Source organism: Microvirga sp. BSC39, assembly GCF_000739015.1.
Taxonomy (GTDB): Bacteria; Pseudomonadota; Alphaproteobacteria; order Rhizobiales; family Beijerinckiaceae; genus Microvirga.
Genome location: NZ_JPUG01000062.1, coordinates 24,418 through 44,408, shown reverse-complemented (window position 1 = coordinate 44,408; position 19,991 = coordinate 24,418). Strand labels below are relative to the sequence as shown.

At 65.1% G+C, this 19,991-nt stretch carries 19 protein-coding genes; 8 read left to right on the top strand and 11 right to left on the bottom strand.

Going from position 1 to position 19,991, the window contains the following annotated elements:
- Window positions 1–44 precede the first annotated feature (44 nt).
- Window positions 45–1,286, bottom strand: coding sequence for a hypothetical protein (locus MA07_RS11475; RefSeq protein ID WP_052003093.1), 1,242 nt, complete (start codon window positions 1,284–1,286; stop codon window positions 45–47).
- A gap of 387 nt (window positions 1,287–1,673) precedes the next feature.
- On the opposite strand from MA07_RS11475, the gene MA07_RS11470 reads away from it, so the two are divergent.
- On the top strand, window positions 1,674–4,205 hold the full coding sequence (locus tag MA07_RS11470; RefSeq protein ID WP_036350652.1) for a PAS domain-containing sensor histidine kinase: 2,532 nt from the start codon (window positions 1,674–1,676) through the stop codon (window positions 4,203–4,205).
- Between the two features lie 171 nt (window positions 4,206–4,376).
- A complete protein-coding gene (gene recA / locus MA07_RS11465) occupies window positions 4,377–5,471 on the top strand; it encodes a recombinase RecA (RefSeq protein WP_036350650.1) in 1,095 nt (364 codons plus the stop codon).
- A gap of 88 nt (window positions 5,472–5,559) precedes the next feature.
- Here the strand turns inward: recA and MA07_RS27800 are convergent, their stop codons facing one another.
- Window positions 5,560–6,129 carry a hypothetical protein gene (locus MA07_RS27800; RefSeq protein WP_152568834.1) on the bottom strand — a complete coding sequence of 190 codons (570 nt, stop codon included), beginning with the start codon at window positions 6,127–6,129 and terminating at the stop codon, window positions 5,560–5,562.
- Between the two features lie 412 nt (window positions 6,130–6,541).
- Here MA07_RS27800 and alaS point away from each other — a divergent pair, with 412 nt between their 5' ends.
- Window positions 6,542–9,211: an alanine--tRNA ligase gene (gene alaS, locus MA07_RS11455; RefSeq protein ID WP_036350648.1), complete on the top strand. Its 2,670-nt coding sequence runs from the start codon at window positions 6,542–6,544 to the stop codon at window positions 9,209–9,211.
- Between the two features lie 59 nt (window positions 9,212–9,270).
- On the opposite strand, the gene MA07_RS11450 is transcribed toward alaS, so the two are convergent.
- The 8 genes from MA07_RS11450 to MA07_RS11415 all read right to left on the bottom strand — a co-directional run bounded on the left by MA07_RS11450 (window position 9,271) and on the right by MA07_RS11415 (window position 14,627).
- Window positions 9,271–10,554 carry a sorbosone dehydrogenase family protein gene (locus MA07_RS11450; RefSeq protein WP_036350646.1) on the bottom strand — a complete coding sequence of 428 codons (1,284 nt, stop codon included), beginning with the start codon at window positions 10,552–10,554 and terminating at the stop codon, window positions 9,271–9,273.
- Window positions 10,551–10,982, bottom strand: coding sequence for a DUF2231 domain-containing protein (locus tag MA07_RS11445; RefSeq protein ID WP_200879358.1), 432 nt, complete (start codon window positions 10,980–10,982; stop codon window positions 10,551–10,553). The genes MA07_RS11450 and MA07_RS11445 overlap by 4 nt, the downstream gene beginning before the upstream one ends.
- Window positions 10,983–11,161: 179 nt before the next feature.
- Window positions 11,162–11,623 carry a GFA family protein gene (locus tag MA07_RS11440; RefSeq protein ID WP_036350645.1) on the bottom strand — a complete coding sequence of 154 codons (462 nt, stop codon included), beginning with the start codon at window positions 11,621–11,623 and terminating at the stop codon, window positions 11,162–11,164.
- 22 nt (window positions 11,624–11,645) lie between these two features.
- On the bottom strand, window positions 11,646–12,029 hold the full coding sequence (locus MA07_RS11435; protein ID WP_036350643.1) for a hypothetical protein: 384 nt from the start codon (window positions 12,027–12,029) through the stop codon (window positions 11,646–11,648).
- A 140-nt stretch (window positions 12,030–12,169) separates the two neighbouring features.
- Complete coding sequence (locus tag MA07_RS11430; protein WP_036350642.1) at window positions 12,170–12,418, bottom strand: hypothetical protein; 249 nt, start codon at window positions 12,416–12,418, stop codon at window positions 12,170–12,172.
- A gap of 164 nt (window positions 12,419–12,582) precedes the next feature.
- A complete protein-coding gene (locus tag MA07_RS11425; protein ID WP_036350641.1) occupies window positions 12,583–12,774 on the bottom strand; it encodes a hypothetical protein in 192 nt (63 codons plus the stop codon).
- 172 nt (window positions 12,775–12,946) lie between these two features.
- Window positions 12,947–14,161, bottom strand: coding sequence for an NADP-dependent isocitrate dehydrogenase (locus MA07_RS11420; protein WP_036350640.1), 1,215 nt, complete (start codon window positions 14,159–14,161; stop codon window positions 12,947–12,949).
- 109 nt (window positions 14,162–14,270) lie between these two features.
- Entirely contained in the window at window positions 14,271–14,627 is a 357-nt protein-coding gene (locus MA07_RS11415; RefSeq protein WP_036350639.1) for a phospholipase A2 family protein, read from the bottom strand.
- Between the two features lie 278 nt (window positions 14,628–14,905).
- Here MA07_RS11415 and MA07_RS11410 point away from each other — a divergent pair, with 278 nt between their 5' ends.
- The 5 genes from MA07_RS11410 (at window position 14,906) to rpsD (ending at window position 19,160) form a co-directional block, all read left to right on the top strand.
- Window positions 14,906–15,193 (top strand): hypothetical protein, encoded by a 288-nt coding sequence (locus tag MA07_RS11410; RefSeq protein ID WP_036350637.1) that lies wholly within the window; start codon window positions 14,906–14,908, stop codon window positions 15,191–15,193.
- A 145-nt stretch (window positions 15,194–15,338) separates the two neighbouring features.
- Window positions 15,339–16,073, top strand: coding sequence for an RNA methyltransferase (locus MA07_RS11405; RefSeq protein ID WP_036350636.1), 735 nt, complete (start codon window positions 15,339–15,341; stop codon window positions 16,071–16,073).
- Between the two features lie 65 nt (window positions 16,074–16,138).
- The gene (locus MA07_RS11400; RefSeq protein ID WP_081928929.1) at window positions 16,139–17,341 is read left to right on the top strand and encodes an alpha/beta hydrolase; all 1,203 of its coding nucleotides are present in this window, start codon (window positions 16,139–16,141) and stop codon (window positions 17,339–17,341) included.
- 9 nt (window positions 17,342–17,350) lie between these two features.
- Window positions 17,351–18,223, top strand: a complete 873-nt coding sequence (gene murI, locus MA07_RS11395) for a glutamate racemase (protein ID WP_036350634.1) — start codon at window positions 17,351–17,353, stop codon at window positions 18,221–18,223.
- Between the two features lie 319 nt (window positions 18,224–18,542).
- Complete coding sequence (gene rpsD / locus MA07_RS11390) at window positions 18,543–19,160, top strand: 30S ribosomal protein S4 (RefSeq protein WP_036350633.1); 618 nt, start codon at window positions 18,543–18,545, stop codon at window positions 19,158–19,160.
- A gap of 67 nt (window positions 19,161–19,227) precedes the next feature.
- Here rpsD and MA07_RS27795 read toward each other — a convergent pair whose 3' ends face one another.
- Window positions 19,228–19,830: a Spy/CpxP family protein refolding chaperone gene (locus MA07_RS27795; protein WP_052003090.1), complete on the bottom strand. Its 603-nt coding sequence runs from the start codon at window positions 19,828–19,830 to the stop codon at window positions 19,228–19,230.
- Window positions 19,831–19,991 lie beyond the last annotated feature (161 nt).

Here is a 19,991-nt window from a genome sequence, read left to right as displayed (position 1 = left end):
AGCGGAGCCCTTTTTCTTTGGCCTTCAGGGGAGGGAGCCCAGCCTCAACCCTTCTTGTTCGGGTCGAGAGGACGTCCCAGCAGACGGGCGAACTCCGCTTCGATATCCTCGACCGAGAACGGGTCGGCGTCTTTCTGCTGTGCCGAAGCGGTTTCCCTGGCCTGGGGCGGAAGGGGCGCCGATGCGGGCTGAGGCGGGACCGGCTGAGCGGTCCGGACCGGCTCGATGGGCGGCGCGGGCTGGGCCGGAGCGGGGGCTTCGGGCTCTTCGACGAGATCCTCTTCCTCCACGGGCTCGTCATACGACGTGACGGGTTCCTCCTCGGCCGGAGCCGGCTCGAGAGGGGCGTCCTCCTCATCGCTGACGTCTTCATACACGGCCGGAGAGGCCACGCTGACCGGAGCCGCCGGAGCAGCCACCGGAGGGGGAGAAACGGGGCTTGCCGGGCGTTTCAGGGCCTCTTCGAGCTGCTTTGCCATATCCGACAGCAGGGTCGCATCGGGGGCGGAGCGCTCGCTCGCGGCCGGCTCGGCCGGCCGGACGGGCTCGGAAGGCTGCACGATTGGGGCCGGCGGCACGGGGGTCGCCCGTGACTGGAAGGGCGGCGGAGTGAACTGGGGGCGCGGTTCCGGACGCTCCGACGGGGGCGGCGCAGGAGGCGTGTTCTGGAATGACGGGGTCCTCGCCTCGGCGCGCAGGCCCTGGATGGCGGGAGGCGCGGAGACCGCAACGGCATCCGGCTTCGGGACCGGCTCGGGATGGGCCGGAACCGGCGCGCTGACGGTCGCCACCGGGGAGAGCTCCTCCTCGGCGTCGGATTCCTCCGACGGACGGCGCACGAAGGCCCCGAGCTGGGCGGCGAGCTGGCTCTCGATGGAAGGCCGGCCGTTGGTCTCGACCTGGGGCGCGCGCGACGGTTGATCCAGCGAGGGCTCGAAGCGCTCCGCGCCCATGTCGACCGGAGGAGCGGGAACGCGGGCTCCGGCAACGCGGACGATGTTGGTCTCGATCACCACATCGTTGGGGCCGCCGATGAGAAGGAGGTGCTCGACATTGTCCCGGCGGAGCAGAAGAAGCTGCCGCTGCCGGTCGAGATCATACACATCCACGATGCCCAGCCGCGGCTGACGGCTGCGGCCGCCGCGATCGCTGCCGGGCATGATCAGGCGACCGCCCCATACCTTGCGCAACACGAGTCCTAAGAGCACGAGCAGGATCAGAATGATCGCGAAGGCGATTGCAAATTGAACTGCCCGCGGTGCTTCGAGACCGAAAAGAGATGACACGATGAACTCTCAAACGTTGACTGGCCTTCGCAGGCCACTTCTGTGTTGGTTGTACCACATTGACCGCCAAAGCCACCGGCAAGGTTAACAGATGGTTAACGCAGCCCGGCTTCGGCATGGGGCCGAGAACACAGGAAAGGCTCTCCGTGGTCCGTCCAAGATGGGGCCGGTTGCCTCTACATCAAGGAAAATAAGGATTTCCTGTGGCGGCTCTCATCGATGAGGCCTGCATCACCTGGGCCGGCTCTTGCCTCCGTCGGTGCTGCCGCCTTAGAGGTCGATCAATAAATTCCGTGTAATATGGTCGGAACAGATCGAGCGGTTGGCCGCAACCCTGCAGCCGGTGCCGAGAGGCACATCCGCCTCCGTTGAGGATGTAGACATTTCATGGCTTACGAAGGCGACACGCCAAAGGGTTCGGCCATCGACCGCTCCGACCGTCACGGTCATATCGGATGGGTGCTGCTCCTGGCCGGCCTGATCGTCGGCGCGACGCTGAGCCTGCGTTTCCTCGGCATCGAACAGGCCCAACCCTTGATCCTCGTGCTGCTCGCGTTCTTCGCCATGGCGGGCGTCTTTTTCCTGTTCGCGATGGCCATCGGCGTGGTGCAGTTCTCCGGCCAGACGGTGCGCAACGATATCACCAAGCTGATGGCCGATACGTCCGGCGATGGCCTCGTAGTGGTCGAGGATGACGGGCGCATCACCTATGCCAACGAGGCCTATCTCGCCTTCGCGGGATTGCAGGGCGGCGAGGTGATGCCGGTCGAGCGCCTGTTCATCGGCGCGCCCGAAGTGTCGGAGGCCATCTACCGGCTCGCGCAGGCGGCGCGCGAGCATCGCACGGGCACGGAGGAGATCCGCCTGTCGCCATCGCTCAATGGGGCGCGGGAATTCGGCTGGTACCGTGTTCGCGTGCGGCCCGTGCCGCGGCCCAGAGGGCGGCAGGCGGCACTCTGGGCCATTTCCGAAGTCACCCATGAACGCGAGCGCCAGGAGAACGTCTTCCAGGAGCTGCAGCATGCCATCGACTATCTCGATCATGCCCCTGCAGGCTTTTTGTCCGTCGACCCCGGCGGCTCCATCATCTATCTGAACGCGACACTGGCGTCCTGGCTCGACTACGATCTCGCGCAGGTCGGCTCCGGTGGCTTGAAGCTGACCGACATCGTGCCGGGCGATGTGGCATCGATGATGGCGTCGTTCTCCGGTGAGCCGGGAAGCGTGCGCACCGAGACCTTCGATCTCGACCTGCGCCGGCGCAACGGCCAGTTCCTGCCGGTGCGCTTGTATCATCGTATCGCGTTCGGCCAGGATGGCCGCATGGGTGCGTCCCGCACGCTCGTTCTCAACCGCTCGGCCGGAGGAGAGGTCGACGAGGGGCAGCGCGCGGCGGAAGTGCGCTTCGCGCGCTTCTTCAACAACACGCCCATCGCGATCGCGACCGTTGATCGTGCAGGCCGCATCGTCCATGCCAATGCGCCGTTCTCCAGGCTCTTCGGCGCGCTGCCGCGCACGGGCGAGAACGGGACCGACGGGCCATCCATTCCCGATGCCTTCCGCGAGCGGGAGGCCATCGAGGCGGCTCTCAAGGCGGCGGCCGAGAACAAGGGGGACATTCCACCCCTCGAGCTGCAGACGGTGGCCGAAGGCGGCGGCTCGGTCCGTGTTTGGGTGACGCCCGTCGGCGATACCGGCGCGGACGGGGAGACGGCGATCCTCTACGCCCTCGACACCACCGATTTCCGCAAAGTCGAGGAGCAACTGGCCCAGGCCCAGAAGATGAACGCGGTGGGTCAGCTCGCCGGCGGCGTGGCGCACGACTTCAACAACGTGCTGCAGGCCATCATCGGCTACAGCGACCTGCTTCTCGCCAATCACAGGCCGACGGATCCGTCCTTCCAGGACATCATGCAGATCAAGCAGAATGCGAACCGGGCCGCAGGCCTCGTGCGCCAGCTGCTCGCCTTCTCGCGCCGCCAGACCCTGCGGCCTGAGGTGCTGAACCTTAACGACCAGCTCTACGACCTCTCCATGCTGCTCAAGCGCCTCCTCGGCGAGCGCGTGGCGCTGGATCTCAACCACGGCCGCGACCTCTGGTTCGTGAAGGCGGACGTGAACCAGTTCGAGCAGGTGGTGGTGAACCTCGCGGTGAATGCCCGCGACGCGATGCCCGGCGGCGGCAAGCTCGCGATCCGGACAGCGAACGTCACGGCAGGCGAGGCGGAGAGGCTCAATGTGAGCGCCATGCCGCCGGCCGATTACGTGATGGTCGAAGTCTCCGATACCGGCTCCGGCATGACGCCGGAAATCATCGAGAAGATCTTCGAGCCCTTCTTCACCACCAAGGAGGTGGGCAAGGGCACCGGCCTGGGGCTCTCCACCGTGTTCGGTATCGTCAAGCAGTCCGGCGGCTACATCGACGTGGATTCCACCCCGGGCCAGGGCACGACCTTCCGCATCTACCTGCCGCGGCACATTCCGGCCGTGCAGGAGACGCCTGAGGAGGTGAAGCCTGAGGTGATCAAGAAGCCGGCCGCCGACATGACCGGACAGGGCACGATCCTTCTGGTGGAGGACGAGGACCCGGTGCGGGCCGTGAATGCCCGGGCACTCTCCGCCCGTGGCTACACTGTGCTGGAAGCGGCCTCCGGCATCGAAGCCATGGAGATCATCGAGCAGCGCGGCGCGCCGGTCGATCTCGTCGTCTCCGACGTGGTCATGCCCGAGATGGACGGCCCGACCCTGCTGGGCGAACTGCGCAAGCTCTACCCGGACCTCAAGGTGATTTTCGTCTCCGGTTACGCCGAAGAGGCCTTCCGCAAGAACCTGCCTGAAGGGGAGGAGTTCAACTTCCTGCCCAAGCCGTTCAGCCTGCGTCAGCTGGTTGAGACCGTGAAGCAGGTCATAGATCGTTAAGTCGCTGATTTAATTATTCTTTAACCCTGCGTCATCGTGCCCGACGCAGGATCTGTGAATTCCCGGATGAGAACGAAAAAAGAACTTGTAAGCAGGAACAAAGTGAGTACATATATTCTCTCAACACCGCGTTGAGATTCACTCTTCCTCCTGCCATAAGGATGTTAGGTCATGTCACAGTCCTCCTTGAGACTGGTGGAAAGCTCATCAATGGATAAAGAAAAAACCAAAGCTCTCGACGCGGCGCTCTCCCAGATCGAGCGCGCCTTCGGCAAGGGCTCGATCATGCGGCTCGGCAAGGGCCAGCAGCCGGTGGAAATCGAAACCGTCTCAACGGGTTCGCTCGGCCTCGATATCGCGCTCGGCGTGGGCGGTCTGCCCCGCGGCCGCATCATCGAGATCTACGGGCCGGAATCGTCCGGCAAGACCACGCTGGCGCTGCACACCATCGCCGAAGCCCAGAAGAAGGGCGGCGTCTGCGCCTTCGTGGACGCGGAGCACGCGCTCGATCCGGTCTATGCCCGCAAGCTCGGCGTCAACTTGGACGATCTCCTGATCTCGCAGCCCGACACGGGCGAGCAGGCGCTTGAGATCTGCGACACGCTCGTGCGCTCCGGTGCCATCGACGTGCTCGTCATCGACTCCGTGGCGGCTCTGACACCGAAGGCCGAGCTCGACGGCGAGATGGGCGACGTGCAGCCGGGCCTCCAGGCCCGTCTCATGAGCCAAGCCCTGCGCAAGCTCACCGGCTCGATCTCCCGGTCGAAGACCATGGTGGTCTTCATCAACCAGATCCGCATGAAGATCGGCGTCATGTACGGCTCGCCGGAGACGACCACGGGCGGCAATGCCCTGAAGTTCTACGCCTCCGTGCGCCTCGACATCCGCCGCGTTTCGACCCTGAAAGATCGCGACGATCCGATCGGCAACTCGGTGCGCGTGAAGGTCGTCAAGAACAAGGTCGCTCCGCCCTTCAAGCAGGTCGAGTTCGACATCATGTTCGGCGAGGGCGTGTCCAAGGTGGGCGAGCTCATCGATCTCGGCGTCAAGGCCGGCATCGTCGAGAAATCCGGCGCCTGGTTCTCCTACGACAGCCAGCGTCTGGGCCAGGGCCGTGAGAACTCGAAGCAGTTCCTGCGCGACAACCCCGAGGTCGCCGACAAGATCGAGGGTCTCATCCGCCAGAATGCCGGCCTGCTCGCAGACCGCATCCTGGACCAGGCGACCCCGACCGCCGACGATCTGGACGAGGGTTCCGCCGACTGAGTTTTGCTCTCCTTCAAGGGCAAAGAGAGGCCGTCGCGAGAGATCGCGGCGGTCTTTTCGTTTGTGACGTTACTGGGGGAGGACCAGCCTATCGCAGATCCACGCGGATCCCGGCCCCGATGAAGTTCGAGCCGGACTCCTTCGGGGCGATCAGCCCGAAGATCCCGGAGCGGTGGTGAACCCGCGGAACGAAGTACACGCCGGGCAAGGACGCGTGGGAAAACTCCGCCTCGAAGGCGAGGTAGTTGAGGAAGCGGGTCGGCTCGACGCGGAAGCTGCCCTCCAGCCGTGGCCGCTCGGACGCGTAGGAGAGCCCTTCGCCGAAGGCCAGGTTAACGCTTAACCCGCCGAAGAGCGGGATCTGGCCCGTGCGGAACATGAGCGCGACGGTGCCTTCCCAGTGACTCTGCTCGCCGAAATGGCGCAGAACCTGCCCCTCCAGCTCGATCCGGTTGCCGTGGAAGGCGAAATCGGTCCCCAGCAGCGGGATGGAGAAGGACGGGATGATAACCCGCGAAAGGCCGGCTCCGACGAAATAGGCGTCTTCCGACCTCAGGCTGCCTGTCAGGGACCGCTCCGGGATTTCCAGCAGATCGGCATTCACCCACCGGCTGCCATAGGCCGTCAGATGCCACTCCCGCTCGCTGCCCTGAGCCATGGCAGGAGCGCCGAAAAGGAGGAGGCTGAGACAGCCCGCAGCCGCCATCGCGCGTGCCGGTCGAGGAGGAGGCTTGAGCCAAATCGGCTGAGCAGATGTCGCCAAGTGCAATACCATCATAAAAGGAACCGGATATATCCGAGGCCGAAAAGGCCATAGAGAGGTTAGCACCAAGAGGGCTGGACTCAACCTGCCAATCAATTGCGCCTATACACGCAAGAGGTATGCCGGACATGTGGCGCAGTTTGCTCCCCGATCGCCGGTGCCGGACCCGACCCTAGGCAACCCCTGCCGGTCAATTCGTTCACCCGGCCGAAACGCCGCCTCGACAGCGCGGGCGTAGGCGGCTAAAACCGGCCACCATCACGTCTTTTCGGGCCCTGAAAAGCCCCGTTCCCGAGCTTGAGAACCCATGAGCGGCACCAACGAACTTCGGTCCATCAACGCAATCCGGTCGACCTTCCTCGATTACTTTGCCAAGAATGGCCACGAGGCGGTGGCCTCGAGCCCGCTCGTGCCGCGCAACGACCCGACCCTGATGTTCACGAATGCCGGCATGGTGCAGTTCAAGAACGTCTTCACCGGAGCCGAGAAGCGCCCCTACAGCACGGCGGCGACCGCGCAGAAATGCGTGCGCGCCGGCGGCAAGCACAACGACCTCGACAATGTGGGCTACACGGCCCGCCACCACACCTTCTTCGAGATGCTCGGCAACTTCTCCTTCGGCGACTACTTCAAGGAGCGCGCCATCGAGCTTGCCTGGAACCTGATCACCAAGGAGTTCGACCTCCCGAGGGACAAGCTCCTCGTCACGGTCTATCACACGGACGACGAGGCCGCCGACCTCTGGAAGAAGATCGCCGGGTTCTCGGATTCCAAGATCATCCGCATTCCGACCTCCGACAATTTCTGGCAGATGGGCGATACCGGCCCCTGCGGCCCGTGCTCGGAAATCTTCATCGACCAGGGCGACAAGCTCTGGGGCGGCCCTCCCGGCAGCCCGGAGGAGGATGGCGACCGGTTCCTCGAGTTCTGGAACCTCGTGTTCATGCAGTACGAGCAGATCGAGCCCGGCAACCGGATCGCCCTGCCGAAGCCCTCCATCGACACGGGCATGGGGCTCGAGCGCGTCGCCGCGATCCTGCAGGGCGTGCATTCGAACTACGACACGGACCTGTTCCGCACCCTCATCGAGGCGGTGGCTCATGCAACCGGCGTGGCGCCTGAGGGCGACCGCAAGGTCTCGCACCGGGTGATCGCCGATCACCTGCGCACCTCCTGCTTCCTCGTGGCCGACGGCGTGCTGCCCTCGAACGAGGGCCGCGGCTACGTGCTCCGGCGGATCATGCGCCGCGCCATGCGCCATGCGCAGCTGCTCGGCGCGCGTGACCCGATCATGTACCGCCTCGTGCCGGCCCTCGTGCGCGAGATGGGGCTGGCCTATCCCGAACTGATCCGCGCCGAGGCGCTGATCGTCGAGACCCTGCGGCTCGAGGAGACCCGCTTCCGCAAGACCCTGGAGCGCGGCCTCTCGATCCTCGACGAGGAGACCCGCAATCTCGGCGAGGGACAGAACCTCTCCGGCGACACGGCCTTCACCCTCTATGACACCTACGGCTTCCCGCTCGACCTTACGCAGGATGCCCTGAAGCCCCGCGGCATCGGCGTCGACACGGAGGCGTTCAACGCCGCCATGCAGCGCCAGCGCGAGAAGGCCCGCGCAGCCTGGTCCGGCTCCGGCGAGGCGGCGACGGAGACCGTGTGGTTCTCCGTGAAGGAGCGCACCGGCGCCACCGAGTTCCTCGGCTACGACACCGAAGCCGCCGAGGGCATCGTCCTGGCGCTTCTGAAGGACGGCAAGGAAGTCTCCGAGCTGAAGGCCGGCGAGAGCGGCCTCGTGGTGCTCAACCAGACCCCGTTCTACGGCGAGTCCGGCGGCCAGGTCGGCGATACCGGCACGATGCAGGGCGAGGGCGCCCGCGTGTTCGTCACCGGCACCGAGAAGAAGCTCGGCGACCTGTTCGTGCATCACGTCACCGTGGAGCACGGCTCCCTCAGGCCCAATCAGTCCCTGGAGCTGATCGTCGATCACGAGCGCCGCTCGGCCGTGCGGTCGAACCACTCCGCAACCCACCTCCTGCACGAGGCCCTGCGCCAGGTGCTCGGCGATCACGTGGCCCAGAAGGGCTCGCTCGTAGCGCCCGACCGCCTGCGCTTCGACTTCAGCCACCCCAAGCCCATCGAGGATGCGGAGCTCTCGAAGGTCGAGGAGATCGCCAACCGGGTGCTGCTCCAGAACGAGCCGGTGGTGACCAAGCTCATGGCCGTGGACGAGGCCATCGAGTCCGGCGCCCGCGCGCTCTTCGGCGAGAAGTACGGTGACGAGGTCCGCGTCGTCTCCATGGGCAAGGCCGACGACAACAAGACCTTCTCCATCGAGCTCTGCGGCGGCACCCATGTGAACCGCACCGGCGACATCGGCGTCGTCACCATCGTGGGCGAGAGCGCGGTCGCGGCCGGCGTCCGCCGTCTCGAAGCCATGACGGGCGATGCCGCCCGCCGCTACCTCGCCGAGGAAAGCCGCAAGCTGCGCGAGGTGGCGAGCATCCTCAAGACGCCGGTGGACGAGGTCTCCGCCCGTCTGTCCGCGCTCCTCGAGGAGCGCCGCAAGCTGGAGCGGGAGCTGGCCGAAGCCCGGCGCAAGCTCGCCATGGGCGGTGGCGCATCCGGCGGCGGCGATCCGGTCAAGGACGTGGCCGGCATCAAGCTCATGGCCCGGGCGGTCACGGGTGTCGAGATGAAGGACCTCAAGAGCCTCGCCGACGAGGGCAAGAAGCGCCTCGGCTCCGGCGTCGTGGCCATTATCGGCGTCGGCGACGACGGCAAGGCCGGCATCGTGGTCGGCGTCACCGAGGATCTGACCGCCAAGGTCGATGCGGTCGCGCTCGTGCGAGTCGGCTCGGAGAAGCTCGGCGGCAAGGGCGGCGGCGGACGCCGCGACATGGCCCAGGCCGGCGGCCCCGACGGTGCCCAGGCAGAGGCAGCGCTCGCGGCCATCGAGGCGGCGCTGGCGGCGGCCTAAGGACAGGTGTCATCCCGGACGGCGAAAGCCGATCCGGGATCGTCTCACGAGAAGGACACTTAGTTCTTCGTCACGCGCCAGATCGTGTTCGACAGGTCGTCGGCCACGATCAGAGCGCCGCGCGGGTCCACGGTGACTCCGACCGGCCGTCCCCGCGTGTTGCCCTCGTCGACCAGGAAACCGGACACGAAGTCGATCGGCTCACCGGCGGGCCGTCCGTCGCGGAACGGCACGAAGATCACCCTGTAGCCAACCGGATTGCTGCGGTTCCAGCTGCCGTGCTCGCCGACGAACACGCCGTCGGCGAAGTCCGGTCCCATGGCCGGGGTCGAGAAGGAAACGCCGAGCGCTGCCACGTGCGATCCCAGGGCGTAATCCGGCCGGATCGCCGCGGCGACCTTCTCCGGATCCTGCGGCTGGGCTCTCGGATCGACGTTCTGGCCCCAATAGCTGTAGGGCCAGCCGTAGAAGCCGCCTTCCTGCACGGACGTCAGATAATCCGGGACGAGGTTGGGGCCGATCTCGTCGCGCTCGTTCACCACCGCCCAGAGCTGTCCCGATCCCGGCTGGATGGTGAGGGCAGTGGGATTGCGCAGGCCGGTCGCGTAAGGCTTGTGCTCGCCGGTCTGGGCATCGATCTGCCAGATCATCGCCCGGTCCTCCTCGGCGTCCATCCCGCGCTCGGTGATGTTGCTGTTGGACCCGATGCCGACATAGAGGAAGCGCCCGTCCGCACTGGCGGTCATGGCCTTCGTCCAGTGATGATTGATCACGGCCGGGAGGTCCGACACCTTCACCGGCGGCCCGCTCGCCTGGGCCTGCCCGTCCTGATAGGCGAAGCGCACCAGGGCATCCTGGTTGGCCACGTAGATGGCGCCGTTCACCAGCGCCAGGCCATAGGGGGCGTTGAGCTTGTCGGCGAAGACGCCCTGCATCTCGTAGATGCCGTCGCCATCGGCGTCGCGCAGCAGGGTCAGCCGATCGCCGCCTTTCACGGAACTCTTGCCGAGGCTCTTGATGAAGCCCGCAATCAGGTCCTTGGGGCGCAGCGTTGGCGCATACCCGCCGGATCCCTCGGCCACCAGAATGTCTCCGTTCGGAAGGACCAGCGTCTGGCGCGGGATCTTGAGATCCGTGGCGATGGGCTGGATCTTGTATCCCGGCGGCACCTTCGGGAGATCGTTGCCCCACTGGGCCGGCCGCGGGATCTTCATGGAAGGCAGCAGGCCGCGCTGCGGCTCGGGCAGCTTCGGGTTGGCGCCGTATTGCGGCGGCTCGGGCTCGCTGTTGCAGGCCGACAGGGCGAGCGCCAGAGTGCCGATCAGGAGGGTCGAGCGGATCATCTCACATCTCCCGTGCGAAATCCGGAATAGCCGATCCAGGCGGCAACGAGGGCCAGGAGCGTCGTGATCGCCGAGAGATAGAGCCCTTCCGGCATGGTCGCCCAGGCGTCCTTGGCGTGGACGAGGGCGTTGACGAAGCCGAGCCCCCACATGGCGAGCAGCACCACGAAGTAGACGGCGAGCCGCCCCTTGCGGGCCGGACCCCGGCGAAACAGGTTGATCAGCGCCCAGAGCAGGGCGAAGCCGCCGACGAGCAGCCCGCCGGCGATGAGCCAGGACGAGAAATTGGCCCATTGAATGTGGAAGCTCGCCCGATAGGCGAAATCGCTCGCCAGCGCACCTGTGAACAAGGGAAAGGGAAAGGCGAGAAGGATAGCGTGAAGGGGGTGGAGCGGTCTCAGAGCGCCTGAGTGGGATAGGGCAACCACAGCGTCTCCTCCCATGCCTGAACCCGGCCGCGTGTCCGCGTCCTGCAAAGGTTCGATTAATCAATGCACGAGCGGTCACTCGGTTGCGAAAAGAGTCCTGATCCTCCTGATGGGTCGACGGGACCGTTCGCTGGCTGCTCTGGAGGTGCGGACCCCGAGCTCCAGGAGGCTACAAGTCCTCAATCGTGGTCCGGGTGCTGCCGCGAGGCCATCTTTCTCAGCTCCTCCGGCGAGGCGTCGTCCTCCGTCCGCTGGCCGGGAAGGGTGTGCAGCTTCTCGAAGAATGGAAGCCTGCTCTCGACCCCGTACTGGATTTCGGGCGTGATCCGGCCCGGCTCGTCGAGGCTCCCGATGGAGACCGTGATGCGGTCGCGCTCCACGTAAGAGAAGGTCAGCGGCGTGCCGCAATCCCGGCAGAACCCGCGCTCCACCGCCTCCGAGCTCTTGAAGATGCCGGGCCGGCCCTTCGCCCAGACCAGATCCTTGCGCGGCACGCCGGTGAGCGGCGCGAAGTAGCTGCCGAAGGCCTTCTGGCACATGCGGCAATGGCAGATGCTGGCATGGGTCGGCTCGGACATGAGTGCATAGCGCACCGCGCCACACTGGCAGCCGCCGGTCATCATGGGTTTGGCCTCTGGCATAGTTCTTTACTCCTCGCAGATTCTAAGATGGCGGCGTCCAAGCATCCTCTGGCAGGGAAAACCACAGCCCACCCGGATCCTCGTCCTGTGCGCCATTGGCGAGCCATTCTCTAATAATATTCTCGGTGATCTCCTCAGGTTTGGAGCCATACTGGCGCTGCAAGATCCAAAGATGCGGTCCATCAGGTCCGCCGCCAATGACTGGCACCGCGCCGCGGGATAGGAGTTCGCCGATGCAGCGGCGAACGTAGTCAGTCAAGGCATCGCCTTCGAGGCCGAAGCCACGACGCCCTCCCGGCACGATCTGCCACATACCCACAGCATCGAAAGGCAGTTCATTAGCGACCTGCACGATATAATCGCTCATTGTATCGCCGAAGCGTTTATGTCTAGGTTCGTCACTCATTGGCGATGCACCTTATCTCCATTTTCGACAGACGGGTGGTTGCTGCGGATAACATCAATCGTGATGCCGGATCGTATGAGTCGAGGCGCAAGAGGCTCGGTATGGAAGGGCTGAGCGTCGCTCAAGGCTCTCGAGCCAGATCAATCATCCCCCCAGTGTTCCCGCATCAGCCGCTCGAGCAGCCCAGTGTCGGTCTCGACGGCTTCTGTGCCTTGGAAGTAGCTGAACTCGACATGATCACTGAAGAAGTCGAGTTCGACTCGAACCCCTACAAGCGTGAACGACACCATGATGGAGTCGTCTCTTAGATGGTCCAACCGGTAGTAAATACTCTCCCTGTCGAGGTGGTTTAGAAATGGGATGAGATCGTGAATTCCATTGAGCTGCATGTGTGCCTCCCGGTTTTCATCCTGGCAGCCTCTTGGATCTGTTCTGGTGGTCCCCGTCAGAACATAAAATGAATTCTTGTTTCATATCATGAATATTGTCGAGCTTTGGACGTGAAAAAGCCCGGCGCATGCCGGGCTTTTTCAGACGGCTTGCAAGCTGCTTGCTACCGGGACGAAGACGGCTTCACCGCTTCGCGAAGCTCCTCCACGGTCACATGAGTCTTCATAGCGAGCGGTCGCAAGGTGGCGTCCTCGTCCCATGGTCTGTGGCCGAGCCGCGCATCCTCGAAGAGCCGGTGGTATTCTCTGACAGCATAGGCCAGGGGGCCTTCGCCGGAATTCGTCTGGTCGCTCATGGTCGAACCTCCTCATGGGATCTCGTGCCCGTCCAGGAGGCGAACCCCCGTCGGAGCCCGGATGTGTTCCGTGAGGCGGCTGTCGCTACCGGTAGGGCTTTCGCGGCGTCCCATAACGCAAATGGCCGGGACAAGCCCGGCCATCCGAAGTGCGATGAAGAAGGGATTCCGCTTAAGCCGCCATCGCCTTCTTGAGGTTCTCGTCGATCTTGTCGAGGAAGCCGGTGGTGGAGAGCCACTTCTGCTCGGCGCCGACGAGCAGCGCGAGGTCCTTGGTCATGTAACCGGACTCGACCGTGTCGATGCAGACCTTCTCGAGGGTCTGGGCGAAGCGGGCGAGCTCCTCGTTGTTGTCGAGCTTGGCCCGGTGCGCGAGGCCGCGGGTCCAGGCGAAGATCGACGCGATGGAGTTGGTCGAGGTCTCCTTGCCCTTCTGGTGCTCGCGGTAGTGGCGGGTCACGGTGCCGTGGGCGGCTTCCGCCTCGACGGTCTGGCCATCCGGCGTCATCAGCACGGAGGTCATAAGGCCGAGCGAGCCGAAGCCCTGGGCCACGGTGTCGGACTGCACGTCGCCGTCATAGTTCTTGCACGCCCACACATAGCCGCCCGACCACTTGAGGGCCGAGGCCACCATGTCGTCGATGAGGCGGTGCTCGTAGTGGATGCCGGCGGCGTCGAACTTCGCCTTGAACTCGTTCTGGTAGATCTCCTCGAAGATGTCCTTGAAGCGGCCGTCATAGGCCTTGAGGATCGTGTTCTTCGTGGAGAGATAGACCGGGTACTTGCGGTTCAGGCCGTAGTTCAGCGAGGCGCGGGCGAAGTCGCGGATCGACTCGTCCAGGTTGTACATGCCCATGGCGACGCCGGCGTCCGGGAACTTGAAGATTTCCTTCTCGATCACCGTGCCGTCCTCGCCCTCGAACTTGATGGTCAGGCGGCCCTTGCCGGGCACCTTGAAGTCCGTGGCCTTGTACTGGTCGCCGAAGGCGTGGCGGCCGACGATGATCGGCTGGGTCCAGCCGGGCACGAGGCGCGGAACGTTCTTGCAGATGATGGGCTCGCGGAAGATCACGCCGCCCAGGATGTTTCGGATCGTGCCGTTGGGCGACTTCCACATTTCCTTGAGGTTGAACTCCTTCACGCGGGCCTCGTCCGGCGTGATGGTGGCGCACTTCACGCCGACGCCGTACTTCTTGATGGCCTCGGCGGCCTCGACGGTGACCTTGTCGTTGGTGGCGTCGCGGTGCTCGACGCCCAGGTCGTAGTACTTCAGGTCGATGTCGAGGTAGGGGTGGATCAGCTTGTCTTTGATGAACTGCCAAATGATGCGGGTCATCTCGTCGCCGTCGAGTTCGACGACCGGATTGGCAACCTTGATCTTCGCCATGATCTCACCTTGCGCTTGGATAGCTGGAACAGTCCTGCCCGGCGGCAGGCGGTTGCCGCGGCTATAGCGCGGTTGAGGCCAGGGGGGAAGGTGGGAGCCGCAAAGGAATTCAGCCCTGTCCCGCCCGGCGTGGCATTTTCTCCGGCTCGGTGCAGATCGTTGCGCTGAAGAGCGAATTCACGGTGGCGGCCTTGCTGCGGACCGCTTCCGGGGTTCGGGGACTTTTGACCAGGACAGCGGTCGCCCTGAGGAGGGCCCTGTCGCATTGGCAGGCACCGCGGCCGACCCGCTCATAGCAGAGATCGTGGGCGCGGCAGGCGGCGTCCAGCGCATCGACCGGGGAGGCGCGGTTCATGTCGCCCGCACCGCACCAGTTGCCATGGAACAGGGGCGTGGGCGCTCCCGACGATCCTGCCACCAGGGGCGCTGCCGCCGCTTGGCCTGCCGACCAGAGGATCAGGCACATCACAGCACCCACTAGAGAAGGCAAACGCGGCACTTCATGACCTCGGACCCTGGATCGAAACGTGACGATCCAACGTGAATCGTGCAGGAAATAAGAGACATCTGTGGGTCCAAGTTCCCGGAAAGGGAAAATTCACCACACCGCGTGTGCTGCCGCACGGAAAGCAAAGCTTAACCGTAGTTCAGAGCATCCCGTTCCGACGGCTTCCTCTGGGGCATGCGGCGCAAAGCCGAACCACGGTGCTGTCGTGAACATCGTTCAACATGAAGGGAGCTGACATGCGTCTTGCATTTATTCTCGGAGCGACGGCCTTGGTTCTGGCCGGCTGCCAGACGGCCGAACAATCCATGAGCAATGCCGAATCCGTCTGCCGGGAAACCGGGCTGAAGCCCGGCACTGCCACCTACAGCCGCTGCGTGAATGCGGGCTACCGCAACAACGTCGCTCAGTCGAATGCCGCCGCCAATCAGGCTGCGGCCGGCGCCGCAGTGGGTGTCGTCGGCGGCGCCGTGCTCGGCGCCGCGGCCGCCCGTCCGCACTACTATTGCGGTTGGGGCTGCTGGTAGGCCGCCCATCCCGCGTGTGCAGCGCCTCCTCGACAAAGGTCGGGGAGGCTTTTGTCTTGTATGAGGTTGGCACGCCTAGGCGTGGAAGCGTCTTTCACTGTATGGGTGCGCAACCGACACCGATTGACTTCTCCCGAACACCACCATGGCCCGACCGATCATCATCCTCGTGGAACCGCAGCTCGCCGAAAATGTCGGCATGGTGGCTCGGGCCATGGCCAATTTCGGGCTCTCGGAGCTGCGCCTCGTGTCGCCGCGCAACGGCTGGCCCAAGAAAGGCGCGCATTCGGCGGCTTCCGGCGCGACTCATGTGCTGGAAGGCGCCAAGCTCTACGATACGGTCCGCGAGGCCATCGCCGACCTCAATTTCGTCTTCGCCACCACGGCGCGCGAGCGCGGGCAGATGAAGCGGGTTTTCGCGCCCGACGATGCCATGACGGAGGCGCAGGGGCGGCTTGGCGCAGGGCAGGGCGTCGGCATCCTGTTCGGGCGCGAGCGCACGGGGCTCGAGAACGACGAGGTGTCCCTGGCGGATGCCATCATCACCTTCCCGGTCGATCCGAAGTTTTCCTCCCTCAACCTGGCGCAGGCGGTCCTCCTCGTCTCGTACGAATGGTACAAGCTCGCCACCGGCGGCGCGCTGCCGTTCGAGGGCGGCCGAATCTCTCCGCCGGCGACCCGGGAGTCGGTGACGTCCTTCTTCGACTACATCGAGGCCGAGCTCGACGCCGTGAATTTTTATCCTGAGGACAAGAAGCCGATCATGACCCGGAACATGCGGGACATCTTCCATCGTCTCGAAATGACCGAGCAGGAGGTGCGCACCCTGCGGGGAGCGATTCGTGCCCTTGCGGAAGGACGCAGGTTGAGAAAACCTTAAACAAATCGTGGCTTTATTACGCCCGGGCTCTATCTGCCCGAGTGTGATCTGAGTTCGAGACGACGATGCGCCGTTCCCTGCTGCCTTTTCTGGTCCTTGGCGTCTCCCTGGCTGCCCCCTGGGCGCAGGCGGCAACCCCGCCGCAGCAGCCCGAGCAGGGGCCGGGCGGGCGCGACTACAAGGTCACCGAAGTCGTCAAGCGTGGGGTCGGCACGGCCAGCGCCGGAACCTTCGTGTTCCACGGCAGCGATGCGCCTGCGAAGCCGCGCCCGGTCGTGATCTTTCTCCATTCCTGGGGCGCCGTGAACCCGGCGCTTTACGGGGGCTGGATCGACCATCTCGCCCGCAAGGGCCATCTCGTTCTCTTCCCGCGCTTCCAGGAAGTGAACCGCTCGCGGCCAACGGACGCCACCGCCCTGGCCGAGACCCTGATCGAAGCCGCCCTGGCGGAGCTGGCCAACGATCCGAACGCGAGGCCCGACCGGGAGCGGGTCGCCCTCATCGGCCATTCGGCGGGGGTGCCGCTGGCGCTCAATCTCGCGGCCGGGGCGGGCGCGGGCAAGGTGCCGACCCCGAAGCTGATCTTCGGCCTGATGGCGGGCGGCATCGCCTCCAACGAGAAGGAGCGCGGCATCATGCTGCGGGACCTCTCGACCATCGATCCGCAGACCCTCATCATCACCATGAGCGGCGACCGGGATTACCTGCCTGCCGACCGCGCCTCGAAACTCATTCTTCAGCAGGCGAGCGCCGTGCCCGCCACCCGCAAGCTCTTCATGCGGGCCGGTTCCGACGATCACGGCTTCCCGGCGATCACCGCGACGCTCGCCTCTCCGGGCTCGCCGAAGGCGGACTACGACGCCGCCGCCATCAAGCTGCCGCCCGATCCGCCCCGCGACCCGAAGCAGAAGAACACCTGGCGCTGGAGCGCCGATATGGCGCTCTCCGGTCCGCAGACCATTCTCACGCAGCAGCTCGGCAACAACGGCACCGACACCCTCGATTACCTCGCCTACTGGAAGACCTTCGACATCGCCGCCGAGGCGGCGTTTGCCGGCAAGGACGCCGCCGCTCTCACCCGCGACCCGAAATTCGTCGACATGGGCACCTGGAGCGACGGCTGGCCCGTGCGGCGCCTCTCGGCCCAGATGCCCAAGGCCGAGGGACAGGAGAAGAAGGAAGAGCCGGGGCCGCGCCGCCGGCTGAACATGGCGCCGCCGGAAACCAAGCAGGGTCTGTCCGACTTCATCGATAAGTTGCGTTCGTAAGGGTGTGTCATGCGTGTCGATCTTCTGGCCGGGGCGACCTATAATCCTGCCGTCATGCCGTCTCCCGTTCCCACCATTCTCGTGTTCGATTCAGGCCTCGGCGGCCTCACGGTGTTCTCGGAAGTCCTGAAGGTCCGCCCGGATGCCCGCTACGTCTATGCGGCGGACGATGCGGGCTTTCCCTACGGGCACCTGAGCGAAGCCGTCTTGGCGGAGCGGGTCGTCAGCGTCATGGAGCGGCTGATCGCCCTGCACGATCCCGACCTCGTGGTGGTGGCCTGCAACACCGCGTCCACCGTCGTGCTGCCGCATCTGCGCGAGCGGTTTTCCGTGCCCTTCGTGGGCACCGTCCCGGCGATCAAGCCGGCCGCCCAGATCACGCGGACAGGCTACATCACGGTGCTGGCCACCCCCGGCACGGTGGCGCGGGACTATACCCGCGACCTCATCGAAACCTATGCGGCAGGCTGCAAGGTCAACCTCGTGGGATCCCGCCGCCTCGCAGGCATCGCCGAGGCCGAGATGGCCGGTGAGCCCGTCTCCGATGACGAACTGATGGCCGAGCTGCAGCCCTGCTTCGTCGCGGACGAGGGTGGGCGGACGGATGTGGTGGCCTTGGCCTGCACCCACTATCCGCTTCTCCTGCCGCGCTTCCAGGCCCTGGCGCCCTGGCCCGTCACCTGGATCGATCCGGCGCCTGCCATCGCCCGCCGGGTGACGCAGCTGATCGGACAGCCGGTGCCCGGCCATGAGGCGGACGAGAATGAAGCCGTGGCCGTGTTCACCAGCGGCGCGGGGATCAGCCCAGCCCTGCGGGGAGCCTTGCAGGACAAGGGCCTGCCGGTCCTGGCCATCGAGGACATGCCGCTGCTGATGGGGTAAACCATTTCCTCGTCATCCCGGACAAAGCGCAGCGAAGATCTGGGATCGGGCGCAGGATAAGGCGCTATTTCCGTCATGCGATCCCGGGTTCTGCTGCGCAGCCCCGGGATGACCAATGGAAGATTGACTTTCCCGCCTTTTCCGCCTAAACCCCACCCGTTCGCGCGGTCCTCACGGGCCGCGTAACTTTTTACGCTCCCGTGGCCCGGCTCTAAGTCGGCCTGTCGTCCCGTCCCCCGAGACAGCCTTTTGGCTTCCTCGGCATGAGGGGAAGAGGAGGGCGCGTTCCTCGCAAATTCGACAACAAAGAGGAACAGCGATGTCGAAGCGCATTCAGGCCAAGCACAAGCTTGACCGCCGTATGGGTCAGAATATCTGGGGCCGCCCGAAGAGCCCTGTGAACCGCCGCGAATACGGCCCCGGCCAGCACGGCCAGCGCCGCAAGGGCAAGATGTCTGACTTCGGCACGCAGCTGCGCGCCAAGCAGAAGCTCAAGGGCTACTACGCCAACATCACCGAGAAGCAGTTCCGCCGCTACTACGCGGAGGCGATCCGCCAGAAGGGCGACTCCGGTGAGAACCTGGTCGGCCTGCTCGAGCGCCGTCTCGACGCGGTCGTGTACCGCGCGAAGTTCGTCGCGACCCCCTTCGCCGCCCGTCAGTTCGTCAACCATGGTCACGTGAAGGTCAACGGCCGCCGCGTGAACATCCCGAGCTTCCTCGTGAAGCCGGGTGACGTGATCGAGGTCAAGGACAAGTCGAAGCAGCTCGAAGTCGTCGTGGTGGCGAGCCAGCTCGCCGAGCGCGACGTTCCGGACTACATCGAGGTCGATCACTCCAAGATGACTGCTCGCGTCACGCGCATCCCGACCCTGTCGGAAGTGCCGTACCCGGTCCAGATGGAACCGAACCTCGTGATCGAGTTCTATTCGCGCTAATCCGCGAACAGCCGGTTTCGAAAACAGGAAGGCCGCCCGTTGGGCGGCCTTTTTGCATTTCGGGTGCTTACTGCTGCTGAGCCGGAGCGCGCGGACCGCCATGATGCATCCCACCGCGGCCGTGCTCCATCATGCCCATGCGGTGATGGTCCCCGCGTCCACGGCGTCCGCCACGCTCGTGCCAGCGCGGGCCGTCATTGTCGACGGCCTCCCGCATGAGCCGGGGAGCGATCCGCTTCTGGTCCTCGGTGAACGTATCCCAGAGGGGGCGAAGAGCCGTCGTGACGGCCGTCGAGCGCTGGGCCCGCTCCGTCACCATGGCGCTGCGCCGCTCGAGGCGCTGCATGAAGTCCATGGACCGGCGCTCGTCGCGGCTGGGGCGCTCCTGCATGCGGGTGAACCGCTCGCCGGCGGACGTGCGGATGGCGCTCTCCACCGGTGCCCAGAGGCGCTCCTGATCGGCGCTGAGCTTCAGGCCGGCCCTGATCGAGGCGATGCGGGCATCGACGAGGCGGTTGAAGTCGTCCCGGCTCAGCCGGGGACGGCGATCCTGCCGGCCTTGGTCCTGCGAGGCTGTCGGCGCCTCAGGCGTCGGCGTCTGCTGGGCCGCGGCATAGGTGCCGGGGCTGGTCAGCAGGGCTGCAAGAGCGAGGGTGGCAACTGTCTTCATGCGGATGTCCTCCGTGGTGACGATAAGGACAAGATTGCTCCTATCCCGCTCTCACCCCCATGACTGCCGCATGAACTTTTCGTCATGTGGAGGACGATTGCAGTTTCCCCAATTCAGCTCCCGCTGTCATTCCGGGGCGAGCGCAGCGACAGCCCGGAATG